This is a genomic window from Amphritea sp. HPY, from assembly GCF_050870985.1.
Classification (GTDB): Bacteria; Pseudomonadota; Gammaproteobacteria; order Pseudomonadales; family Balneatricaceae; genus Amphritea.
On the sequence record NZ_CP194015.1, the window covers coordinates 4817603 to 4837763 of the forward strand.

At 49.2% G+C, this 20161-nt stretch carries 18 protein-coding genes; 17 read left to right on the forward strand and 1 reads right to left on the reverse strand.

The window, feature by feature from the left end; translation table 11 throughout:
• Positions 1–11 precede the first annotated feature (11 nt).
• Complete coding sequence (map, locus tag ACQUQM_RS21425) at positions 12–782, reverse strand: type I methionyl aminopeptidase (protein WP_432471905.1); 771 nt, start codon at positions 780–782, stop codon at positions 12–14.
• A 258-nt stretch (positions 783–1040) separates the two neighbouring features.
• On the opposite strand from map, the gene rpsB reads away from it, so the two are divergent.
• From rpsB to tilS, 17 genes are all read left to right on the forward strand, one after another.
• A complete protein-coding gene (rpsB, locus tag ACQUQM_RS21430; protein ID WP_432471906.1) occupies positions 1041–1781 on the forward strand; it encodes a 30S ribosomal protein S2 in 741 nt (246 codons plus the stop codon).
• A 105-nt stretch (positions 1782–1886) separates the two neighbouring features.
• The gene (gene tsf / locus ACQUQM_RS21435; RefSeq protein WP_432471907.1) at positions 1887–2747 is read left to right on the forward strand and encodes a translation elongation factor Ts; all 861 of its coding nucleotides are present in this window, start codon (positions 1887–1889) and stop codon (positions 2745–2747) included.
• Between the two features lie 98 nt (positions 2748–2845).
• Positions 2846–3604, forward strand: coding sequence for a UMP kinase (gene pyrH / locus ACQUQM_RS21440; protein ID WP_432471908.1), 759 nt, complete (start codon positions 2846–2848; stop codon positions 3602–3604).
• Positions 3594–4151: a ribosome recycling factor gene (gene frr, locus ACQUQM_RS21445; protein WP_432471909.1), complete on the forward strand. Its 558-nt coding sequence runs from the start codon at positions 3594–3596 to the stop codon at positions 4149–4151. The genes pyrH and frr overlap by 11 nt, the downstream gene beginning before the upstream one ends.
• Before the next feature lie 57 nt (positions 4152–4208).
• Positions 4209–4970, forward strand: coding sequence for a polyprenyl diphosphate synthase (uppS, locus tag ACQUQM_RS21450; protein ID WP_432471910.1), 762 nt, complete (start codon positions 4209–4211; stop codon positions 4968–4970).
• A complete protein-coding gene (locus ACQUQM_RS21455; protein WP_432471911.1) occupies positions 4963–5775 on the forward strand; it encodes a phosphatidate cytidylyltransferase in 813 nt (270 codons plus the stop codon). Before uppS ends, ACQUQM_RS21455 begins: the two co-directional genes overlap by 8 nt.
• 97 nt (positions 5776–5872) lie before the next feature.
• Positions 5873–7228 carry an RIP metalloprotease RseP gene (rseP, locus tag ACQUQM_RS21460; protein WP_432471912.1) on the forward strand — a complete coding sequence of 452 codons (1356 nt, stop codon included), beginning with the start codon at positions 5873–5875 and terminating at the stop codon, positions 7226–7228.
• A 26-nt stretch (positions 7229–7254) separates the two neighbouring features.
• Complete coding sequence (gene bamA, locus ACQUQM_RS21465; protein WP_432471913.1) at positions 7255–9558, forward strand: outer membrane protein assembly factor BamA; 2304 nt, start codon at positions 7255–7257, stop codon at positions 9556–9558.
• Between the two features lie 69 nt (positions 9559–9627).
• Positions 9628–10125, forward strand: coding sequence for an OmpH family outer membrane protein (locus ACQUQM_RS21470; RefSeq protein WP_432471914.1), 498 nt, complete (start codon positions 9628–9630; stop codon positions 10123–10125).
• Between the two features lie 21 nt (positions 10126–10146).
• Positions 10147–11196, forward strand: a complete 1050-nt coding sequence (lpxD, locus tag ACQUQM_RS21475; RefSeq protein ID WP_432471915.1) for a UDP-3-O-(3-hydroxymyristoyl)glucosamine N-acyltransferase — start codon at positions 10147–10149, stop codon at positions 11194–11196.
• Positions 11193–11630, forward strand: coding sequence for a 3-hydroxyacyl-ACP dehydratase FabZ (gene fabZ, locus ACQUQM_RS21480; protein WP_432471916.1), 438 nt, complete (start codon positions 11193–11195; stop codon positions 11628–11630). The genes lpxD and fabZ overlap by 4 nt, the downstream gene beginning before the upstream one ends.
• 2 nt (positions 11631–11632) lie before the next feature.
• The gene (lpxA, locus tag ACQUQM_RS21485; RefSeq protein WP_432471917.1) at positions 11633–12403 is read left to right on the forward strand and encodes an acyl-ACP--UDP-N-acetylglucosamine O-acyltransferase; all 771 of its coding nucleotides are present in this window, start codon (positions 11633–11635) and stop codon (positions 12401–12403) included.
• Positions 12404–12411: 8 nt separating this feature from the next.
• Complete coding sequence (gene lpxB / locus ACQUQM_RS21490; protein WP_432471918.1) at positions 12412–13587, forward strand: lipid-A-disaccharide synthase; 1176 nt, start codon at positions 12412–12414, stop codon at positions 13585–13587.
• A complete protein-coding gene (gene rnhB, locus ACQUQM_RS21495) occupies positions 13587–14186 on the forward strand; it encodes a ribonuclease HII (protein ID WP_432471919.1) in 600 nt (199 codons plus the stop codon). The genes lpxB and rnhB overlap by 1 nt, the downstream gene beginning before the upstream one ends.
• A gap of 22 nt (positions 14187–14208) precedes the next feature.
• Entirely contained in the window at positions 14209–17706 is a 3498-nt protein-coding gene (gene dnaE, locus ACQUQM_RS21500; protein WP_432471920.1) for a DNA polymerase III subunit alpha, read from the forward strand.
• A 118-nt stretch (positions 17707–17824) separates the two neighbouring features.
• Positions 17825–18775 carry an acetyl-CoA carboxylase carboxyl transferase subunit alpha gene (gene accA / locus ACQUQM_RS21505; protein ID WP_432471921.1) on the forward strand — a complete coding sequence of 317 codons (951 nt, stop codon included), beginning with the start codon at positions 17825–17827 and terminating at the stop codon, positions 18773–18775.
• 36 nt (positions 18776–18811) lie between these two features.
• Positions 18812–20143, forward strand: a complete 1332-nt coding sequence (gene tilS, locus ACQUQM_RS21510) for a tRNA lysidine(34) synthetase TilS (RefSeq protein WP_432471922.1) — start codon at positions 18812–18814, stop codon at positions 20141–20143.
• Positions 20144–20161 lie beyond the last annotated feature (18 nt).

The window sequence follows — 20161 nt, forward strand, 5'->3', positions numbered from 1 at the left end:
TTAGCCGTCGTTCAGAATTTTTCTTCTGAACGTTTGGTCAGAACTTCGTAGCCATCGGCGGTGACCAGCAGTGTATGCTCCCATTGTGCAGATAGCCGCTTATCAACGGTTTCTACCGTCCAGCCATCCCGTTTTAATAGTTTAACGTGGCGTTTGCCGGCATTGATCATCGGCTCGATGGTAAAAGTCATGCCTTCCTGTAATTCTACACCGGTATCAGGCTTGCCGTAGTGAACGACCTGTGGGTCTTCATGGAACTCAGCTCCGATACCGTGCCCACAGTACTCACGTACTACGGAATAGTGATTGCTCTCTGCGTGGTGCTGAATGACGTGGCCGATATCACCGAGGCGGGCACCGGGTTTTACCAGTTCCATGCCCTTGTAAAGGCATTCAAGTGTGACCTCGCACAGTCGCTCGGCGTGGGCCGGAACTTTGCCAACATAAAACATTTTGCTGGTGTCGCCGTGATAGCCGTCCTTAATTACGGTGATGTCGACGTTGATAATATCCCCGTTCTTCATTTTCTTATCGTTAGGAATACCATGGCAAACAACGTGGTTTACGGAGGTGCAGATAGATTTCGGAAATCCATGGTAGTTCAGCGGCGCAGGGATGGCATCCTGCTCATTGACAATATAGTCGTGACAAATCTGGTTGATCTCGTCGGTAGTAACGCCGGGTTTGATGTAGGGCTCAATCATTTCCAGGACTTCAGCAGCCAGACGGCCGGCTACCCGCATTTTTTCAATCTCTTCCGGCGTTTTAATCGTAATGCTCATATTAACCCTTAAAATAGTGTGTCTTGGTGGCTGTTGCTTTGTGGTCGATTGTAGCCAATTAACGCTGCGAGGACAAAAGGCTTCAAACTTTAACTTCAAAAGTTGTCTGGTTTATGGTATAAATCCGCGCTCGAAATTTGTGGCAAAGATCACAGGTTTTTAAATCCACACATGTACCGTCACATCGCCTTGGGTGCCGCTTGCGGTTGGGGGATGGGGTGCATGGAGGTCTAACCCTTACATATTTAGGAAAATATAATGGCAAAAGTTTCAATGCGTGACCTGCTGAAAGCAGGTGTTCACTTCGGTCACCAGACCCGTTACTGGAATCCAAAGATGGGTAAATACATCTTTGGTGCTCGTAACAAGATTCATATCATCAACCTGGAGCACACGCTGCCAGCTTTGAATGGTGCTCTTGATGTAATCCAAGGTATGGCTTCCAACAAGAACAAGATCCTGTTCGTTGGTACTAAGCGTGCTGCGAGCAAGACCATCAAAGAAGAAGCAAGCCGTGTAGGTATGCCATACGTAAACCACCGCTGGTTGGGTGGTATGCTGACGAACTACAAGACTATTCGTCAGTCTATCCGTCGTTTCCGTGATCTGGAAGCACAGAGCCAGGACGGTACTTTCGCTCAGCTGACCAAAAAAGAAGCACTGATGCGTCAGCGCGAAATGGAAAAGCTGGAGCGTTCTATCGGTGGTATCAAAGATATGGGCGGTCTGCCGGATGCTCTGTTTGTAATTGACGTTGATCACGAGCGTATCGCTATCAACGAAGCAAACAAGCTGGGTATCCCTGTTATCGGTATCGTTGATACTAACAGCAACCCGGATGGCGTTGATTACGTTATTCCAGGTAATGACGATGCACTGCGTGCGATCCAGATCTACGTTAAAGCTGCTGCTGATTCCTGTTCTGATGGTACTGAAGGAAACGCTGCCGATAAAGGCGAGTTTGTAGAAGTACAAGACGACGCGGCTGCTGCTGAGTAATCAGGCTGGCAGGTGGTTTGAATCAAGTATTCAAACACGCAGGAGGGGAGCGCTGCTCCCCTTTTTTGAATTTGAAATTTTAGATTGTTGATGGGGTAAAACCAAATGGCAAAGTTCTCCGCTAAGCAGGTTAAAGAACTGCGTGATCGTACCGGTCTGGGTATGATGGAGTGTAAAAAAGCGCTGGCTGCTGCTGGTGGCGACGTAGATGTGGCTATCGAAGAGCTGCGTAAAGCGTCTGGCATGAAAGCTGCTAAAAAAGCTGGTCGTACTGCTGCAGAAGGTGTTGTTGTAGTTCAGGTTGCAGACGATAACAGCTATGCGGTTGCTGTTGAAATTAACTCTGAAACTGACTTTGCTGCCCGTGATGAGAACTTCCTGGCATTCACAAAGACGGTTCTGGCGAAAGCGTTCGCTGAGAAGCAAGCTGATGTTGAAGCGTTGATGGCTGGTGAGCTGGCTGAAACTCGCGAAGCGCTGGTTCAGAAAATTGGCGAAAACATTAGTGTTCGTCGCGTGATGATCGTAGAAGGCGACGTTGTTGCTGCATACGTGCACGGCACTGGTACTTTGGCTGCTCTGGTTGCACTGACCGGTGGTGACGCGGAGCTGGCTAAAGACGTTGCAATGCATGTTACTGCTGTTAACCCTCAGGTTGTCAGTAAAGAAGATATGCCTGCTGATGTTGTTGCGAAAGAGAAAGAGATCATCCTGGCGCAGCCGGATATGGCTAGCAAGCCAGCCGAAATCGCAGAGAAGATGGTTGTTGGTCGTATCAACAAGTTCCTGGCTGAAAACAGTCTGGTTGAGCAGGCGTTTGTTAAAAATCCAGAACTGACCGTTGGTCAGCTGGTTAAAAATGCCGGCGCTTCTGTTGCTTCTTTTATCCGCGTTGAAGTGGGTGAAGGTATTGAAGTTGAGAAGAAAGACTTCGCTGACGAAGTTGCTGAACAGCTGAAAGGTTAATATAACCTTTCTGACTGATTGCGTGCCTGTTCTGGGTGCGCAATCACTTTTTTTCTTGTTACACTGGTGCGAACTCAGTCTGGGTGGAGACGATACCAATGCCGGCCTCAAATCAGCATTCCAAATATAAACGTATTCTTCTGAAACTAAGCGGTGAAGCCCTGATGGGTGATGAGAACTTTGGTATTGATCCCAAGGTTATGAGCCGTATGGCGCTTGAAATTGGCCAGTTAGTGGGGATTGGCGTTCAGGTAGGCATAGTTATTGGTGGTGGCAATCTGTTCCGTGGTGCTGCATTGAGTGCTGCGGGCCTGGATCGTGTCACTGGCGACCATATGGGTATGCTGGCGACGGTGATGAATGCTCTGGCAATGCGCGACGCTCTGGAGCGCTCCAATATACCGACCCGTGTAATGTCGGCAATTCCGATGACCGGGGTTGTTGATGATTATGATCGCCGTAATGCGGTCCGTTACCTTAATCAGGGTGATGTAGTTATTTTTTCTGCCGGTACCGGCAATCCATTTTTTACCACCGACTCTGCGGCCTGTTTGCGCGGCATTGAGATCGATGCGGATGTCGTTATTAAAGCGACTAAGGTGGATGGCGTGTATACGGCTGATCCGATGAAAGATCCTACGGCAAAGCGTTATCGCCATCTGACGTTTGATGAAGCGTTAGATAAGCAGCTCGGTGTAATGGATCTTACAGCTCTTTGTCTGACTCGTGATCATGATATGCCGATCCGGGTGTTTAATATGAATAAACCAGGTGCGCTGGCCAATCTGATTGTTGGCAGCGATGAAGGAACCGTCATTGATAACAATGAGACGGTAGGAGAAAAGTATGCTGAATGAGATCGCAGAAGACGCTCAGGCGCGGATGCAGAAAAGCCTTGATGCACTGGCAACTAACCTGAAGAAAATCCGTACTGGTCGTGCTCATCCGAGCATTCTTGAGACGGTTCAGGTGAACTACTATGGTTCTAACGTTCCGCTAAGTCAGGTTGCCAATATTAGTGTTGAAGACGGTCGGACTTTGTCGATTTCCCCGTGGGAATCCAACCTTGTGCCTGATATTGAAAAAGCAATTTATAAGTCGGATCTGGGGCTTAACCCTTCGACAGCGGGTGCGGTGATTCGCGTGCCGATGCCTGCGCTGACAGAAGAGACCCGTAAGGGATTTATTCGTCAGGCACGCCAGGAAGCTGAGAATGGTCGCGTTTCTGTGCGCAGTATTCGTCGAGATGCTAATGGTGATATCAAGGATCTTCTTAAAGAGAAAGAGATTACCGAAGATGAGAGTCGTGGTGCCGAAGATCGGGTTCAGAAGCTGACAGATAAGTTTATTGCTGAGGTGGATAAACTGCTGGAAGCGAAAGAAGTCGATCTGATGGAAATCTGATAGGGATATAATCCTGTCTGCGGTAGTCGATATTGCAGACGGGATTTTGGTTTATATATGCCGGAAAAAATACAATTGCACCTGCCCGATGGTAAGTCTGTGCCAAGGCATATTGCCATTATCATGGATGGTAATAATCGTTGGGCCAAAAAACACAACAAAGCCAGCCTTTCCGGTCATAAAGCTGGTGTTAGCAGTGTGCGAAGTGTTGTTGAAGGTTGTGCAGAGATGGGTGTTGAAGCTCTGACTCTATTTGCTTTCAGTAGTGAGAATTGGCAACGCCCTGCGCTCGAAGTCAAAGGCTTGATGGAGCTTTTTGCATTCGCACTTGAACGCGAAGTCAAAAAGCTACATAAGCACAATATCCGTCTTCACGTTATTGGCGATAAAGGCCGGTTTAGCCAGTCCTTACAGAAAAAGATAGCTAAAGCTGAGCAGTTAACGGCGGGCAACTCCGGATTGATTTTGAATATCGCGGCCAACTACGGTGGTCAGTGGGATATTGTGCAGGCGGCCAAGCAATTTGCTGAAGCTTGTCTGAGGGGGGAGGCAAAGCCTGAAGACCTCAATGAAGAGGTGTTGGGTTCTTATATCACCCTGAATGACCAGCCGGCACCGGATCTTTGTATCCGAACCGCTGGCGAACAGCGGATCAGTAATTTCCTGATCTGGCAGATGGCCTATAGCGAATACTACTTTAGTGATCTGCTGTGGCCTGATTTTGATAAATTTTCATTGGCAGAAGCGATTCAGAGCTATCTGACCCGTGAACGCCGTTTCGGAAAAACCAGTGAGCAGATAGGGGTAGATAATGCTTAAACAACGATTCTGGACCGCCCTGGTGCTGGCGCCAATTGTTCTGGCTGGGTTGTTCTTGTTGTCGTTTGAACTGTTTAAGTTATTTATAGCCGCCATAGTCCTGTTGGGGGCCTGGGAATGGGCTAACCTTTCCGGTATCCAGTCTGCTACAGGGCGTTTTGGTTATGTGTCTCTGGTTGCTGCGCTGCTTGCACTAGCTAATTACATTTTGCCCGGTGGCGATTATGAATCATTGCTGTTGCTTGCCGTTGGTTTCTGGATTGTTGCCCTGTTTTGGGTGGTTAATTACCCGTCAGCCAAAGGCTGGCAGTCAGGTTGGCAGCGTTTCCTTATAGGTCTGGTGGTATTGGTGCCGAGCTGGATGGCGCTGGTCAGTATTCAACGTCATCCAGGGGGTGATGTTATTTTGCTGATGCTGTTGCTGCTGATCTGGGGGGCTGATATCGGGGCGTATTTTGCCGGTAAAACCTGGGGTAATAAGAAATTGGCGCCTCACGTCAGCCCAGGTAAGACCCTGGCTGGGTTATGGGGTGGGTTAGTCGCTTGTGCTTTGGTTTCGCTTGGTTTTATTGTCTATCTTGAACTCGAGCTGATGGTCGCTGTCTATCTGTTGCTGTTATCAGTAATCGCAGGGCTGGTATCAGTCCTTGGTGATCTGTTTGAGAGTATGCTTAAGCGCTATCGTGGCATTAAAGATAGTAGTAATTTGCTACCGGGTCACGGCGGCATTCTTGATCGAATTGACAGTATTACTTCAGCGGCACCTTTGTTTGTAGTTGGAATTCATGCCCTGCCTATTTTTTAAAGGTTGTTGGTTGATGGGGTTTCTCAATACAGTATTAGCTTTAATCGTTACTTTGAGAGTTCTGGTAACCATTCGTTTTAAAAGGGCTGTTTAGTCGATGGAATTTCTCAACACTGTTCTTGCCTTAGTCGTGACTCTGGGAATCCTGGTGACCATACACGAGTATGGACATTTTTGGGTTGCCCGGCGTTGTGGTGTCAAAGTGCTGCGTTTTTCGGTTGGCTTTGGCAAACCGCTGCTTAGCTGGCGAGATAAGTCAGGTACCGAGTACGTAATTGCGCTGATCCCTTTGGGTGGTTATGTCTCAATGCTGGATGAGCGTGAAGGAGATGTGCCTGATGAACAGTTGAGTCAGGCGTTCAATCGTAAGCCGGTGCTGCAGCGGATAGCTGTTGTCGCGGCCGGTCCATTGGTTAACCTTGCTTTTGCAGTATTCGTTTACTGGGCCATGTTTGTGGTCGGCGTTGAGAAAGTCGTACCTTTGATTGATGCCGTCGTGGAGCAGAGTGTTGCTGAGCAGGCTGGAGTGCTGCCCGGAGGTGAGCTGGTTTCGATCGGTGGCCGTTCAACTGAATCCTGGGATGAGGTAAATCTGGCGCTGGCGGCTTTTGTTGGAGAGGATCGCGAGGTAGTGGTCGAGGTGCGCTATCCAGCTACTCCGGCTTTGAAGCGTTTTACGCTGGATTTAACAGGCTGGCAGGTTGATCTGGAAAACGAAAGTCCGTTGATGGCGGTTGGTATCGAACCATTTCGACCGTCGATACCTGCCGTACTGGGCGAATTGGTGGCAGGTGGTCAGGCTGAGTTGGCAGGGTTACGGCAGGGGGATCGGGTCACTCATATTGATGATGTTGAGCTGAAAGACTGGGATGAGTTAGTCGAGAAGGTTCAATCAAGCCCGCAGCAGTCGCTGATGTTTGCGGTCGAAAATAACGGAGTAGCACGAAATGTGGCTGTTATTCCTGCTGAAATAGTGGCCGATGATGGTCGTAGAATCGGAGTGGTTGGGGCTGCAGTAGTGCCGGTTGCCTGGCCGTCAGAGATGTTACGCACGGTGCGCTACGGCGTATTAGAATCGGTGCCGCAGGCATTTACTAAAACCTGGCAGATGATATCGCTAACCCTTGATTCTATTTGGAAAATGCTCGAAGGGATCTTGTCAGTAAAAAACTTGAGTGGGCCGATAACCATTGCTAAAGTGGCGGGGGCTTCTGCTGCTTCCGGTATCGAGGCTTTTGCCGGTTTTCTTGCTTACCTTAGTATCAGTCTCGGTATTTTAAACTTGTTACCAATACCGATGCTGGATGGTGGGCACTTGTTGTATTACAGTGTGGAGCTGTTTCGTGGTCGACCGGTCTCTGAAAAGATTCAGATGTTCGGGTTGCGGATCGGAATGACTCTGTTGTTTATGTTGATGGGCGTCGCGATTTTCAACGATCTGATGCGGCTTTAAATAGAATTTTATAAAAGAAGTAGTTCATGAAAATCAGACTCGGGCTTCTCTTCTCTCTGGCTCTGCTGGCTTCAGCAGTGCAGGCAGAAAGTTTTCAGGTAAAGGATGTACGGCTAGAAGGTCTTCAGCGGGTGGAACCTGGCCTGGTACTGAGAAATTTTGACGTGGATTCCGGCGACCAGGTTGATCAGTCCTCACTGGCAACGGCTACCCGGCGGGTATTTAAAACCGGCTACTTTGATGATATACAGATCGCTCGGGATGGTGATGTCCTGGTGCTGACCCTGCAGGAACGACCAGCAATAAGCCTGATTCGCCTGGAAGGCAATAAAGCGATAGAAGACGAAGCGCTGTTGAAAGGTCTGGAGCAGACCGGATTGCGTGAAGGTGATGTGTTTAAACGGGCTACTTTAGAAAAAATTCGCCTCGACCTGCTCCGTATGTATGCGGGGCAGGGGCGCTATGGCGCAGATATCCAGACTGAGATTGAACAATTGTCAGGTAACCGGGTGGCCCTGAATATTGATATCAAAGAGGGTAAAGTTGCCACCATTCAGCATATCAATATTATTGGGAACAGCGTTTTTGTTGATGAAGATCTGAAAGATCTGTTCTCGCTTAAATTGCCGAGTTTTTGGAAGTTTTTCAGTGACGATGATAAGTACGCGCGGGAAAAACTGGCCGGCGACCTTGAAAGACTACGTTCCCATTACATGGATCAGGGTTATGTGAATTTCAGTATCGACTCATCGCAGGTGTCGATCTCTCCTGATAAGAAGCATGTTTATATAACCATTAATATCACCGAAGGTGATCAGTTCACCGTGCGTGATGTTGGTGTCGCCGGTGAGTTGGTGATTGATGAACGGAAGTTGCTTGACGCTATTGTAGTCGAGCCGGGCACTGTCTTCTCGCGTAAGGATATGACCCTGTCACAGGAGGCTGTACGTCGCAAGCTGGGTGATAATGGCTATCTGTTTGCTAATGTCAGCCCGGTTCCTGAGCTGAACGATGATAAGACTATCTCATTAAAGTATTTTATCTCGCCGGGTAAGCGGACTTACGTGCGCCGTATAAACGTCAGGGGTAATACTAAGACTGCAGATGCTGTAACACGGCGCTCTCTGTCGCAAATGGAGGGCGGTATTGCTTCAACGGCGGCAATCGAACGTTCTAAAGAGCGGGTCGCACAGACGGGTTATTTTAGAGATATTAATGTTGAGACAGTGCCGGTGCCAGGTACCGACGATCAGGTTGATCTTGAGTATTCAGTCGTTGAAGATAATACCGGTAACTTCACCGCCAGCGTCGGATTTTCACAAACCAGTGGTGCGATACTGAACCTGAGCGTTTCCCAGGATAACTTCCTTGGTTCCGGCGACAACGTTAGCTTTGGCATCACTAACAGTGATAGTGTAACAGAGTATAAATTCAGTTATTTTGAACCTTACTATACCGTCGATGGTGTGAGTCGGGGATACAATTTCTTCCTCCGTGAAACCGACTATGAAGAGGAAGATATCAGTAGCTTCAGCACCGATGAATGGGGTGCGGGTGTTACTTTTGGTTATCCTATCGATGATTATCAGCGTTTGAGCTTTGGCTTGAGTGTTGAAGGGGTAAAAATTAAACCGTCAACTGATGTTGCCGCAGAAGTGTCAGCGTTTATTGCGCAAGAGGGAGATACGTACACTAACTTTATAGCTAAGGCCAGTTGGAGTAATAATCACCTGAATAGACGTATATTCCCTACTAACGGTTACTCCCATAGTGCCTCGGTTGAAGTGGGCGTTCCGGGTAGTGACCTTAGCTACCATAAAGAAGAATACAAGTATCGTATGTATCAGCCATTATCTGAAGATAGTGGCTGGGTCCTTTCTACACGGGCCCGGCTTGGTTATGCCGGTACTATGGGGGGGAATGACTATCCGTTCTTTAAGAACTTTTACGGTGGTGGTTTGCGCTCAGTACGAGGCTTTGATGCTAACTCGCTGGGCCCTCGCGATTCAAATAATGATCCGTTTGGCGGAACTGCGGCAATAGACTTCAGTGGCGAATTGATCTTCCCTATCCCGTTTATTCAAGATTCCAATTCGATGCGTACGCTGTTGTTTGCTGATGCCGGTAACGTGTTCCAGATGGATTGTCCTGCTGGTAGTTCTAACTGTGAATCAGGAATTAAGTTTGATGAGATCCGTTATTCTGTCGGCTTAGGCTTTAGCTGGCTGACACCGATAGGGCCATTGTCGTTTGCTTTCAGTAAACCAATGAATGCTAAAGACGGTGATGATGAACAGTTCTTCGAGTTTGCCCTGGGCAGAACTTTTTAATTGAACTTGTAGTCAAGCCTTTTGTAGAAAGTTTTTACCGCGCCATCTTAGTTCTAAGGAGAGAGTTATATGAGTTATTTGCGTTCACTTGTTGCTGTTGTGTTAGTTTTATTCAGTGTCTCGGCGATGGCCGATAAAGTGGCAACTTTGAGTGTCCAGCAAGCTTTGCTTTCCAGTAAATCCGCAGAAAATTTCAGGGCAAAGCTGAAGTCCGAGTTCGGCTCTGAGCAGAAGAAACTGGTTGAACTGGAAGCTCAGGCTAAGAAAATGCAGCAGGATATGCAGAAAAGTCAGGGGACTCAGTCTAAAGAGGTTGCTGATAAGCAGCGCTTGCAGTTCCAGAAGGTGTTTTCTGAGTATCAGCGTCTGGGTCAGGAGCTGCAGCAAAAGCAGCGTGACCGGGAGCAGGCTTTTCTGCAGGAGATGCGTCCGAAGCTGGATGCGGTTATCCGTAAGCTGATCGAGAGCAAGGGCTATGACCTGGTGATCAACAAGCAGGCGACTATTTATGCTAAGCCTGAGTTGGATATCACGCAGACCGTTATTGATCTGTTAAATAAACAGTAACAGTAGCCGTAAGATCTGAATATGAGTGGTTGTAGTTATACCGTTGCAGAAATCGTTGAATTCCTTGGTATTGAATTTTCCGATGATGCAACGCTTTGTCTGAAAAGCATCGCTACGCTCGATTCGGCAGGTGCTGATCAGCTGTCTTTTTTCCATAACCCGAAATATGCTGAAAAGCTTTCGCGCAGCACTGCGGGAGCTGTTCTGGTTACAGCTGAGTATGCAGATCAGGTGCAGGGTGTTGCTCTGGTCGTATCGAATCCTTATCTTGCCTATGCCCGCTGTACAGCGTTGTTTAATAACACTGCAGATGCTGAGGCATCGATAGATGTTTCAGCTTGCGTTGCAGAAAGCGCCAAAATTCACGAATCCGCCCAGTTAGGACCGAATGTAGTCGTCGGTGCCAACGCTGTGATCGCTAAAAGTGTAGTGATCGCAGCCAATACGGTGATTGGTGATCGTTGTGTTGTCGGTGAAGGGTGCCAGATTTTAGCTAATGTAACCCTTTACCCTGATGTTAAGCTGGGACAACGTTGTCGTATCCATAGTGGTGCTGTGTTGGGGGCTGATGGTTTTGGCTTCGCTAATGAGCAAGGGCGGTGGGTGAAAATACATCAGCTCGGAGGGGTCTCCATTGGTGATGATGTTGAAATCGGCGCAGGAACGACCATCGATCGTGGTGCGCTGGATGACACTGAGATCGGTAATGGCGTGATCCTGGATAACCAGATTCAGATAGCTCATAACGTGGTAATAGGTGAAAATACTGCGATCGCAGGCTGCACCGCCGTCGCAGGCAGTACTCGCATAGGTAAAAACTGTACAATAGCAGGCGCTTGTGGAATTACCGGGCATCTTGAAATTGCTGATGGCACGCATGTGACTGCTATGACGCTGGTCAGTAAATCGATTAGTAAGGCTGGAGCCTATTCGTCCGGGACAGTTGCGGAACCGCATCACCAATGGAAAAAGAATGTGGTTCGCTTTCGGCAGCTTGATGATATCTCCCGGCGCGTAAAGAAATTAGAATCAATTGTTAAGCAACAGAACAGTAAAGGTCAGTCTGAATGATGGATGTAAATGAGATTCGCAAATATTTGCCCCACCGCTACCCGTTTCTACTGGTAGACCGTGTGGTTGAGCTAACGCCGGGCGAGTCAATTGTTGCCTATAAAAATGTGACCGTAAATGAGCCGTTTTTCAATGGTCACTTTCCGGACCATCCGGTGATGCCTGGTGTTCTGATTCAGGAAGCGATGGCGCAGGCGGCGGGTATTCTTGGTTTTAAAACTATGGATAAGACGCCGCAGGATGGCTCCATTTACTATTTTGTAGGCTCTGATAAGCTGCGTTTTAAGCGTCCTGTAGTGCCAGGTGATCAGCTTCAACTGGAGGCCCGTATCGTTTCTGAGAAACGGGGTATCTGGAAGTTTGATGTACGTGCTACAGTAGATGGTGAGCTGGCAAGCTCCGCAACTATTCTTTGTGCTGACAGAAAGGTTTAGTCTTGATCGATTCACGTGCAATTGTTGATCCTTCTGCCCGGTTGTCTGACGATGTTAAGGTCGGCCCCTGGAGTATTATTGGCCCCGATGTTGAGATTGGGGCGGGTACAGAAATTGGCCCGCATGTGGTTGTGCGAGGACCGACTCGAATCGGCGCAAACAACCGAATATTTCAGTTTTCCAGTATTGGAGAAGACTGTCAGGATAAGAAGTACGCGGGTGAACCCACTGAACTGGTGATCGGAGATAATAATATATTCCGTGAAGGCTGCACCATTCACCGTGGCACTATTCAGGATAACAACATTACTATCATCGGTAGTAATAACCTGTTTATGGCCAATGCGCACGTTGCACACGACTGTGTCGTTGGCGATAACAACATTATGGCCAACAATTCAGCGATCGCCGGACACGTACACCTGGGGGATAATATTATTCTGGGTGGGTTCACTGCAGTGCATCAGTTCTGTCGTATCGGATCTTATAGCATGTGCGGTGCCGGTACCGTGGTGCTGAAAGATATCCCTGCGTTTGTGATGTCGAACGGTAATAGTGCCAAACCTCATGGGATAAACTCTGAAGGGCTTCGCCGTCAGGGATTCAGTGCTGAGTCTATTCGCAAAATCAAACAGGCGTACAAAGTTATCTACCGTAGTGGTCTGAAAGTTGAAGAAGCTTTGCTTGAACTTAAGATTATGGTGTCAGAGACTTCTGAAATTCAGCTGATGATTGATTCTTTAGAGGCCTCAGATCGGGGCATTATCCGCTAGGGACTGTGATGGGGAACAAGCTACGTGTCGGGATTGTTGCCGGTGAAGCATCCGGGGATATCCTCGGTAGCGGTCTGATTAAAGCCCTGCAAGCTCGCTTTCCTGAAATAGAAGTAGAAGGTATCGGTGGTGATCTGATGATCGCCGCCGGATGCCACTCACTCTATCCGATGGAGCGACTGTCGGTTATGGGGTTGGTGGAAGTGCTTGGTCGGCTGCGTGAGCTGATGGGCATACGCAAACATCTGGTCCGGCATTTTATCGCCACTCAGCCTGACGTTTTTATCGGTATTGATTCTCCGGATTTTACACTTAATCTAGAAGGTAAGTTGCGTGCCGCGGGTATCGCAACCGTTCATTACGTCAGTCCTTCCGTCTGGGCCTGGCGCCGTAAGCGCGTATTCAAAATTCTCAAAACGACCGACCTGATGCTGACGCTGTTTCCTTTTGAGGCACGCTTTTATCAACAGCATGATATGCCGGTACAGTTTGTCGGCCATCCTTTAGCTAATATGATTTCGCTAGAGCCGGATCAGCAAGCGGCAAGGACCGGTCTTAACTTACCTGCCGATGCTAAGTTGGTGGCGATCATGCCCGGGAGTCGTGGTGGTGAGCTTAAATATCTTGCTGAGCCGTTTCTTGATACCGCAGGTTGGTTAGCGCAGCGTCATCCACAGTTACAGTTTGTCATGCCTGCGGCTAATCAAACACGCTTTGATCAGTTACGAGTACTGCTGGATGAAAAGTATCCACAGCTAAATGTTAAGTTGATTTTGCAGCGCTCGAGAGAGGTTATGGCTGCGGCTGATGCCATTCTCATGGCGTCGGGTACTGCAACGCTTGAAGCGATGCTACTGAAGAAGCCGATGGTGGTTGCCTATCGAATGGCTCCATTGAGTTATAAGATTCTTTCCCGGTTGGTAAAAAGTGCTCATATTTCATTACCGAACCTGTTGGCTGATGAAGCACTGGTTCCAGAAATACTGCAGGATGATGTTACCCCTGCAATACTGGGTCCGGCGGTAGAGCAAGCCTTGAGGGATAGTGAGCAAGGTAGTCCGCTCAAGGAACGCTTTACTGCAATACATAAACAGTTACGCCAGGATGCTGATCAGGGTGCCGCCGAGGCGATTATTCAACTGTTACAGCAGCGTGGTTATAAACCTATTCCGGAGACTGATTAATGCACCCGCTTGGGTTTGATTTTACCGGCACGGATCTGGTCGCCGGGGTTGATGAAGTTGGTCGCGGACCATTAATCGGCAATGTTGTAGCTGCAGCAGTGATTCTTGATCCAGCGCGCCCTATAGCCGGTCTGACAGACTCTAAAAAATTATCCGAGAAGAAACGTGAGCAGCTGTACCCTTTGATTAAAGAGCGGGCGCTGGCCTGGCATATCGCCTGGGCGAGTCCGGTTGAAATTGATGAGCTTAATATTCTTCATGCGACAATGCTGGCGATGCGGCGCGCAATTGCCGGGCTTTCGGTGCAGCCTGAATTTGCCCTGATTGATGGTAATCGCTGTCCAACCGGATTGCCATGTCCAGCGGAGCCGATAGTGAAAGGTGATCTTAAAGAGCCTGCTATCAGTGCCGCCTCTATTCTGGCTAAAGTGTACCGTGATCGAGAGATGGTTGAGCTGGATCAGCGCCACCCTGATTATGGCTTTGCCAAGCATAAAGGCTATCCTACTGCGCTGCATATGCAACGTTTACAACAGTTGGGGCCGCTACCTGAACATCGTCGTAGCTTCCGGCCGGTAGCTGAACTAATAAACCGTTAACCTTCAGGCAACTAAGATAACGATGACCGATCCTTCCTTTGTTCACCTTCGTCTGCATACAGAATTTTCCCTGGTAGACGGGCTGGTTCGTATAAAAGAGCTGGTGAAAGCCGCTAAAGAGCAGCAGATGCCAGCCGTTGCGATGACTGATCAGGCTAATTTATTTGCCTTGGTTAAGTTTTATAAAGCGGCAACCGGTGCCGGTATAAAACCAATTTTTGGTGCCGATATCTGGGTTGAAAACGAAGCAGAACCAGAATCTGAACCCTATCGCATGACCTTGCTGGTCATGAATGACAAGGGCTATCGTAACCTGATGGAATTGATTTCCCTGTCATATGAGCAGGGGCAGAATATTGTTCCTGAAAAGGCGCTGCTGAAACGTAGCTGGATAGCTAAAAAGTCTGCAGGCCTGATCGCTCTGTCCGGAGCAAAAGAGGGCGAGGTCGGTTGTGCGCTATTGGCCGATAATGGCTCAGCACAAAGTGTCCTGGATAAATGGTTGGCGGTGTTTCCAGAACGTTTTTATCTAGAGATACAGCGCACTGACAGGCCGGGTGATGAGGTCTGTGTTCATGGTTCAGTTGCGCTTGCTCATGCAACGGGGTGCCCGTTGGTGGCGACCAACGAGGTTATGTTTATCTCAGCAGATGATTTTGAAGCCCATGAAACCCGGGTTTGTATTAATCAGAGTCGAACCCTGGATGATCCGAACCGTCCAAAAACTTATAGCGATAAACAGTATCTGCGGACTGCTGACGAGATGGCAGAGCTGTTTTCTGATATCCCCTCGGCAATTGAAAACACGATAGAGATCGCTAAGCGTTGTAATGGCGAGCTTGATCTGGGTACATATTACTTGCCTAAGTATCCGATCCCTGCCGGTAAAACGATGGATCAGTTTTTTGCTGATGTTTCCTGGAAAGGATTGGAGGATCGCCTGGAGATCCTGTTGGACCGCGACGATCCGGATTACGCAGAAAAACGTCAGCCCTACGAAGACCGGCTAAATTTCGAGCTGGATATCATTACCCAGATGGGTTTTCCCGGTTATTTTCTGATTGTTATGGACTTTATTCAGTGGGGTAAAGATAACGGTGTTCCGGTAGGTCCGGGGCGGGGGTCTGGTGCCGGATCTCTGGTTGCTTATGCCCAGAAAATCACCGACCTCGATCCATTGGAATATGATCTGCTGTTCGAGCGATTCCTGAACCCGGAGCGGGTATCGATGCCCGATTTCGATATCGACTTCTGTATGGATAACCGGGAGCGGGTTATCGATTATGTTGCAGAAACCTATGGTCGGGATGCGGTATCGCAGATCGTTACTTTTGGTACGATGGCCGCCAAAGCGGTAGTGCGTGACGTTGCCCGGGTGCAGGGCAAGGCGTTTGGTCTGGCGGATAAACTATCCAAGCTGATCCCGTTTGAGATCGGTATGACGCTGCATCGGGCGATGGATGAAGAGCCGTTGATGCGCGAATTTGTCCAGGGCAATGAAGAAGCCCAGGAAATCATGGATATGGCTTACAGGCTGGAGGGTGTTACCCGAAACGTGGGTAAGCATGCCGGTGGTGTGGTTATCGCGCCAACTAAGCTGACTGATTTCGCAGCAACCTATTGTGACGAGCATGGTCACGGTCTGGTTACGCAGTTCGATAAGAACGATGTCGAAGAGGCTGGTCTGGTTAAGTTCGACTTCCTCGGTTTGCGGACCCTGACTATCGTCGATTGGGCAGTAAAAACCATTGATCGTATACGCGCCAGGGCCGGTGAAGAGCCCTTGGATATAGCACTGATCGATCTCGAAGACCGGACTACTTTTGATCTGTTGCAGTCGGCTGAAACGACGGCGGTATTCCAGCTTGAGTCCAGCGGTATGAAAGACCTGGTACGACGCCTGCAACCAAGTCGCTTTGAGGATATTGTGGCCTTGGTGGCACTGTTCCGTCCGGGGCCGTTGCAGTCCGGCATGGTGGATGACTTTATCCTGCGTAAGCATGGCCAGGCTGAGCTGGCTTACCCGCATGCGGATTATCAGTTAGAGAGCCTTCAGCCAGTGCTGGAACCGACCTACGGTATTATCCTGTATCAGGAACAGGTCATGCAGATCGCCCAGGTTATGGCTGGTTATTCCCTCGGTGGTGCAGATATGCTGCGTCGGGCGATGGGTAAGAAAAAGCCTGAAGAGATGGCAAAGCAGCGGGCCTCTTTTCTTGAGGGTTCTGAAAATAACGGTATTGATCGTGATCTGGCAGGGAATATCTTCGATCTGGTGGAGAAGTTTGCCGGCTACGGTTTTAACAAGTCTCACTCAGCAGCTTACGCTCTGGTTTCCTATCAGACGGCCTGGTTAAAGGCGCATTACCCGGCACCCTTTATGGCGGCGGTACTGTCCTCTGATATGCAGAACACCGAAAAAGTGGTTATCTTCATCGAAGAGTGCCGCACCATGAAGTTACCGCTGGTGCTGCCGGATGTTAACTGTGGCGAGTATATGTTCACGGTTAACGATAATGGTGAGATCGTCTACGGCCTGGGTGCCGTTAAAGGTGTTGGTGAGGGGCCGATCGAGTCAATTGTCGAAGCTCGGGAAAAGGGCGGAGAATTCAGCGATATTTTCGATTTCTGTAAGCGGGTTGGCAGTAAGAAACTAAATAAGCGAGTACTGGAAGCGTTGGTTCGCGCTGGTGCTTTAGATCATTTAGGGCCTGACAGAGCTCAGCTCTGGGCGGCTATACCTGAGGCCCTGAAAGGTGCTGATCAGCAAGAACGTAACCAGAATGCAGGGATGTTTGATCTGTTTGGTGAGGTGGAAGCTGAACAGCCGCGGGATCCATATTCAGAGTATATGAAACTGCGCACCTGGACCGATAAAGAGCGTCTTCAGGGTGAGAAAGATACTTTAGGCCTGTATGTTACTGGTCATCCGATCGATGAGTACGAATCAGAGCTGCCTAACTTTATATCCAAACGTATTGTTGAGCTGGTTCCGGCCCGGGGCCAGCAACAGAAAATGCTGGGTCTGGTTGTTGATCTGCGGGTGAAAAAAACCAAGAAGGGTGACCCGCTCTGTTTTGTCACCCTTGATGACAGAACCTCGCGTATCGAGGTCTCTCTGTTTGGTGAGTCTTATGATGAAAATCGTCATGCCCTGGCTAAAGATGCGATTTTACTGATTGAGGGCGAGATTACGGTAGATAGCTATTCCGGCACAGATAAACTCAAGGTGCGGGGGAATAAGGTGACCAATATTACCCAGTGTCGGGCGCGCTATGCCAGCCATCTTGAGATCAGTTGTTCGGCGGATCGCCTTAAAATGCAGAGTTTGAAGTTGCTTGAGCAGACTTTGCAATCAGCTAAAGGACGATCTCAGCTTGAAGTGGCATTACGCTATCAGCGTGAGGATGCGGCAGGAACGATAGGTCTGGGGCAGGGCTGGCAGGTTGAGCCGACCGATGAGCTGTTGCTGAAGCTTAAAGACCAGTTTGGCGGTGATGCCGTCAATATTCGCTATTGAACACACTGGTTCTTGAGTCGATCTACAGGTAGAATTAGCCCAATTTTTTATCGTTCAGCAGAGCATTTATATTATGCGACTGGGCTGAATGAAGTAAAACAAACGGAACACGTGACCTATGAATCCCAATTATCTGGATTTTGAACAGCCGATTGCCGACCTTGAAGCCAAAATTGAAGAGCTTCGCCTGGTGGGTGACGACAATGAGCTGAATATCGAAGAAGAGATCGGTAAGTTGCAGGCTAAGAGTCGCAATCTTTCTGAATCACTGTTTAAGGACCTGTCTGAATGGCAGATTTCGCAGATCGCACGTCACCCTTTGCGACCGTACACCCTGGATTATGTGAAGCATATCTTCGATGATTTTGAAGAGCTGCACGGTGATCGTCATTTTTCCGATGATCATGCGCTGGTTGGTGGTATAGCCCGGCTGGAAGGTCGTCCGGTAATGGTTATTGGTCATCAGAAGGGCCGTGAAGTAAAAGAGAAGGTGCGTCGCAACTTTGGTATGCCGCGGCCTGAAGGTTATCGTAAGGCGTTGCGCCTGATGGAGATGGCTGAGCGCTTTAAGATGCCGATCCTGACCTTTATCGATACACCTGGAGCATATCCGGGCATAGACGCTGAGGAGCGTGGCCAGAGTGAAGCGATCGCTTTTAACCTGGCTGCGATGTCGCGTCTGAAGACCCCTATCATTGCCACGGTTGTTGGCGAAGGTGGTTCCGGTGGCGCGTTGGCTATCGGTGTCTGTGATGAACTGCTGATGCTGCAATATTCAACCTACTCGGTTATCTCTCCTGAAGGTTGTGCGTCTATCCTGTGGAAGAGTGCGGATCGTGCTCCGGATGCAGCAAAAGCGATGGGCCTGACCTCTGACCGCTTGCATGAGCTGGGTCTTGTCGATCAGATTGTCGATGAGCCTTTAGGTGGTGCGCATCGTGATCATGGTCTGATGGCTGCGAACCTGAAGAAGCATCTTCTGGAAACCCTTGATCGCTTCGTTGACCTCGAGCAGGAAGAGCTGCTTGAAAAACGCTATCAACGACTGATGTCCTACGGCATCGAGTAGAAGAAATACCGCTGGCCTGTCCGGCGGTTTTTGTTTATGGCCGATATCGAACAACAATTCACTAAGGCTCTGCAGCAAGCAGATTCACGTATGGATATCCGGCGTTGGGTTATCGGCCTTAGTGGTGGTCTCGATTCGATGGTGTTGCTGGCATTAGCTGCCAAAGTTTTACCTGCCGATCAGATAGTCGTTTTGCACGTCGACCATCAATTGCAGATCCGCTCTTCTCAATGGCGTGACTTTTGTCAGCGTCAGGCGCAACAACGAAATCTCAGTTATCATTCTGTTAGCGTTACTGTCGATGCCTCAGCCAGTCTTGAGAGAGCTGCCCGGGATGCCCGTTATCGGGCATTTGAGGAGTTTCTGAATGTCGGTGACTGTCTGCTGCTGGCACATCACAGTAATGATCAGGCTGAGACCATGTTATATCGTTTATTGCGTGGTGCTGGCTTGCGTGGTTTGAGCGGTATTCCAGTAACCCGGACTGTCGGTGCCGGCCGACTGTTAAGACCATTGTTACAGCGTAACCGCGCAGAACTGCAAAACTGGGCTGATCAAAATCATCTGGATTGGATTGATGATCCAAGTAACCTGGATCCGACCTTTGACCGGAATTTTCTACGCCATCAGGTGATGCCGTTGCTGGAATCGCGCTGGCCGGGCTTTGTCGGGCGTTGGCAGCGTACAGCCGAATATATGAGCGATGCTGACCAGCTTTTGGATGAGCTGGCGGCAATTGATCTGTCGCACATCGCTACAAAGTTCACTGCCTTGGATCTGAATCTGCTTTCCGAATTATCACTTTCCCGGCAGCATAATTTGTTGCGCTTCTGGATCGCCAGGCAGGGCGGGGGGCGAATCAGTCGCCAGCAGCTGGCGGTTGTTTTCAGTGATGTAATTGCAGCACAGCCCGGTAGTTCTCCAGAATTGCAGCTTGGTGAAAGGCTGTTGCGGCGCTATAGGAATAACCTTTATCTGACAGTTGCATCTGAAGCAGGCATTGAGTGGCCTGTGCTGCCTTTGACTGAGGAGGGGGTCTCTCTGTCGCAGGGGGAGCTGCAGGTTGAGGTTGCTGATTCAGGGCTGAAAACCCTGGCTGGAGTGGTTATTCGAAGTCGCCGTGAAGGAGACCGCTGCCGGCCTGCCGGACGGGGTGGCTCCTGTCCTTTGAAAAAGCTATTTCAGGAAAAAAACATACCACCATGGCTACGTGCGCAGTGGCCGGTTTGCGTTGTTGGCGATGAAATTGTGGCGGTTCCCGGAATCTGTATTTGCGAGGGTTGGCAGAGTGAAAAAAATGTCTCTGGATTTGTCTTGAAATGGCGTTCTGCTGCATTGTCTGCCAGTGGCGAATCTGGTACCCTGTAGCCCCATCTCGTATAGCTG

Excerpts from the sequence above, each read along its gene's own strand:
- rpsB (WP_432471906.1), top strand. The coding sequence starts at position 1,041 with ATGGCAAAAGTTTCAATGCGTGACCTGCTGAAAGCAGGTGTTCACTTC.
- tsf (WP_432471907.1), top strand. The coding sequence starts at position 1,887 with ATGGCAAAGTTCTCCGCTAAGCAGGTTAAAGAACTGCGTGATCGTACC.
- lpxD (WP_432471915.1), top strand. The coding sequence starts at position 10,147 with ATGAGTGGTTGTAGTTATACCGTTGCAGAAATCGTTGAATTCCTTGGT.
- map (WP_432471905.1), bottom strand. The coding sequence starts at position 782 with ATGAGCATTACGATTAAAACGCCGGAAGAGATTGAAAAAATGCGGGTA.
- frr (WP_432471909.1), top strand. The coding sequence starts at position 3,594 with ATGCTGAATGAGATCGCAGAAGACGCTCAGGCGCGGATGCAGAAAAGC.
- rnhB (WP_432471919.1), top strand. The coding sequence starts at position 13,587 with ATGCACCCGCTTGGGTTTGATTTTACCGGCACGGATCTGGTCGCCGGG.
- fabZ (WP_432471916.1), top strand. The coding sequence starts at position 11,193 with ATGATGGATGTAAATGAGATTCGCAAATATTTGCCCCACCGCTACCCG.
- dnaE (WP_432471920.1), top strand. The coding sequence starts at position 14,209 with ATGACCGATCCTTCCTTTGTTCACCTTCGTCTGCATACAGAATTTTCC.
- ACQUQM_RS21455 (WP_432471911.1), top strand. The coding sequence starts at position 4,963 with ATGCTTAAACAACGATTCTGGACCGCCCTGGTGCTGGCGCCAATTGTT.
- uppS (WP_432471910.1), top strand. The coding sequence starts at position 4,209 with ATGCCGGAAAAAATACAATTGCACCTGCCCGATGGTAAGTCTGTGCCA.
- pyrH (WP_432471908.1), top strand. The coding sequence starts at position 2,846 with ATGCCGGCCTCAAATCAGCATTCCAAATATAAACGTATTCTTCTGAAA.
- lpxB (WP_432471918.1), top strand. The coding sequence starts at position 12,412 with ATGGGGAACAAGCTACGTGTCGGGATTGTTGCCGGTGAAGCATCCGGG.
- accA (WP_432471921.1), top strand. The coding sequence starts at position 17,825 with ATGAATCCCAATTATCTGGATTTTGAACAGCCGATTGCCGACCTTGAA.
- ACQUQM_RS21470 (WP_432471914.1), top strand. The coding sequence starts at position 9,628 with ATGAGTTATTTGCGTTCACTTGTTGCTGTTGTGTTAGTTTTATTCAGT.
- bamA (WP_432471913.1), top strand. The coding sequence starts at position 7,255 with ATGAAAATCAGACTCGGGCTTCTCTTCTCTCTGGCTCTGCTGGCTTCA.
- tilS (WP_432471922.1), top strand. The coding sequence starts at position 18,812 with ATGGCCGATATCGAACAACAATTCACTAAGGCTCTGCAGCAAGCAGAT.
- rseP (WP_432471912.1), top strand. The coding sequence starts at position 5,873 with ATGGAATTTCTCAACACTGTTCTTGCCTTAGTCGTGACTCTGGGAATC.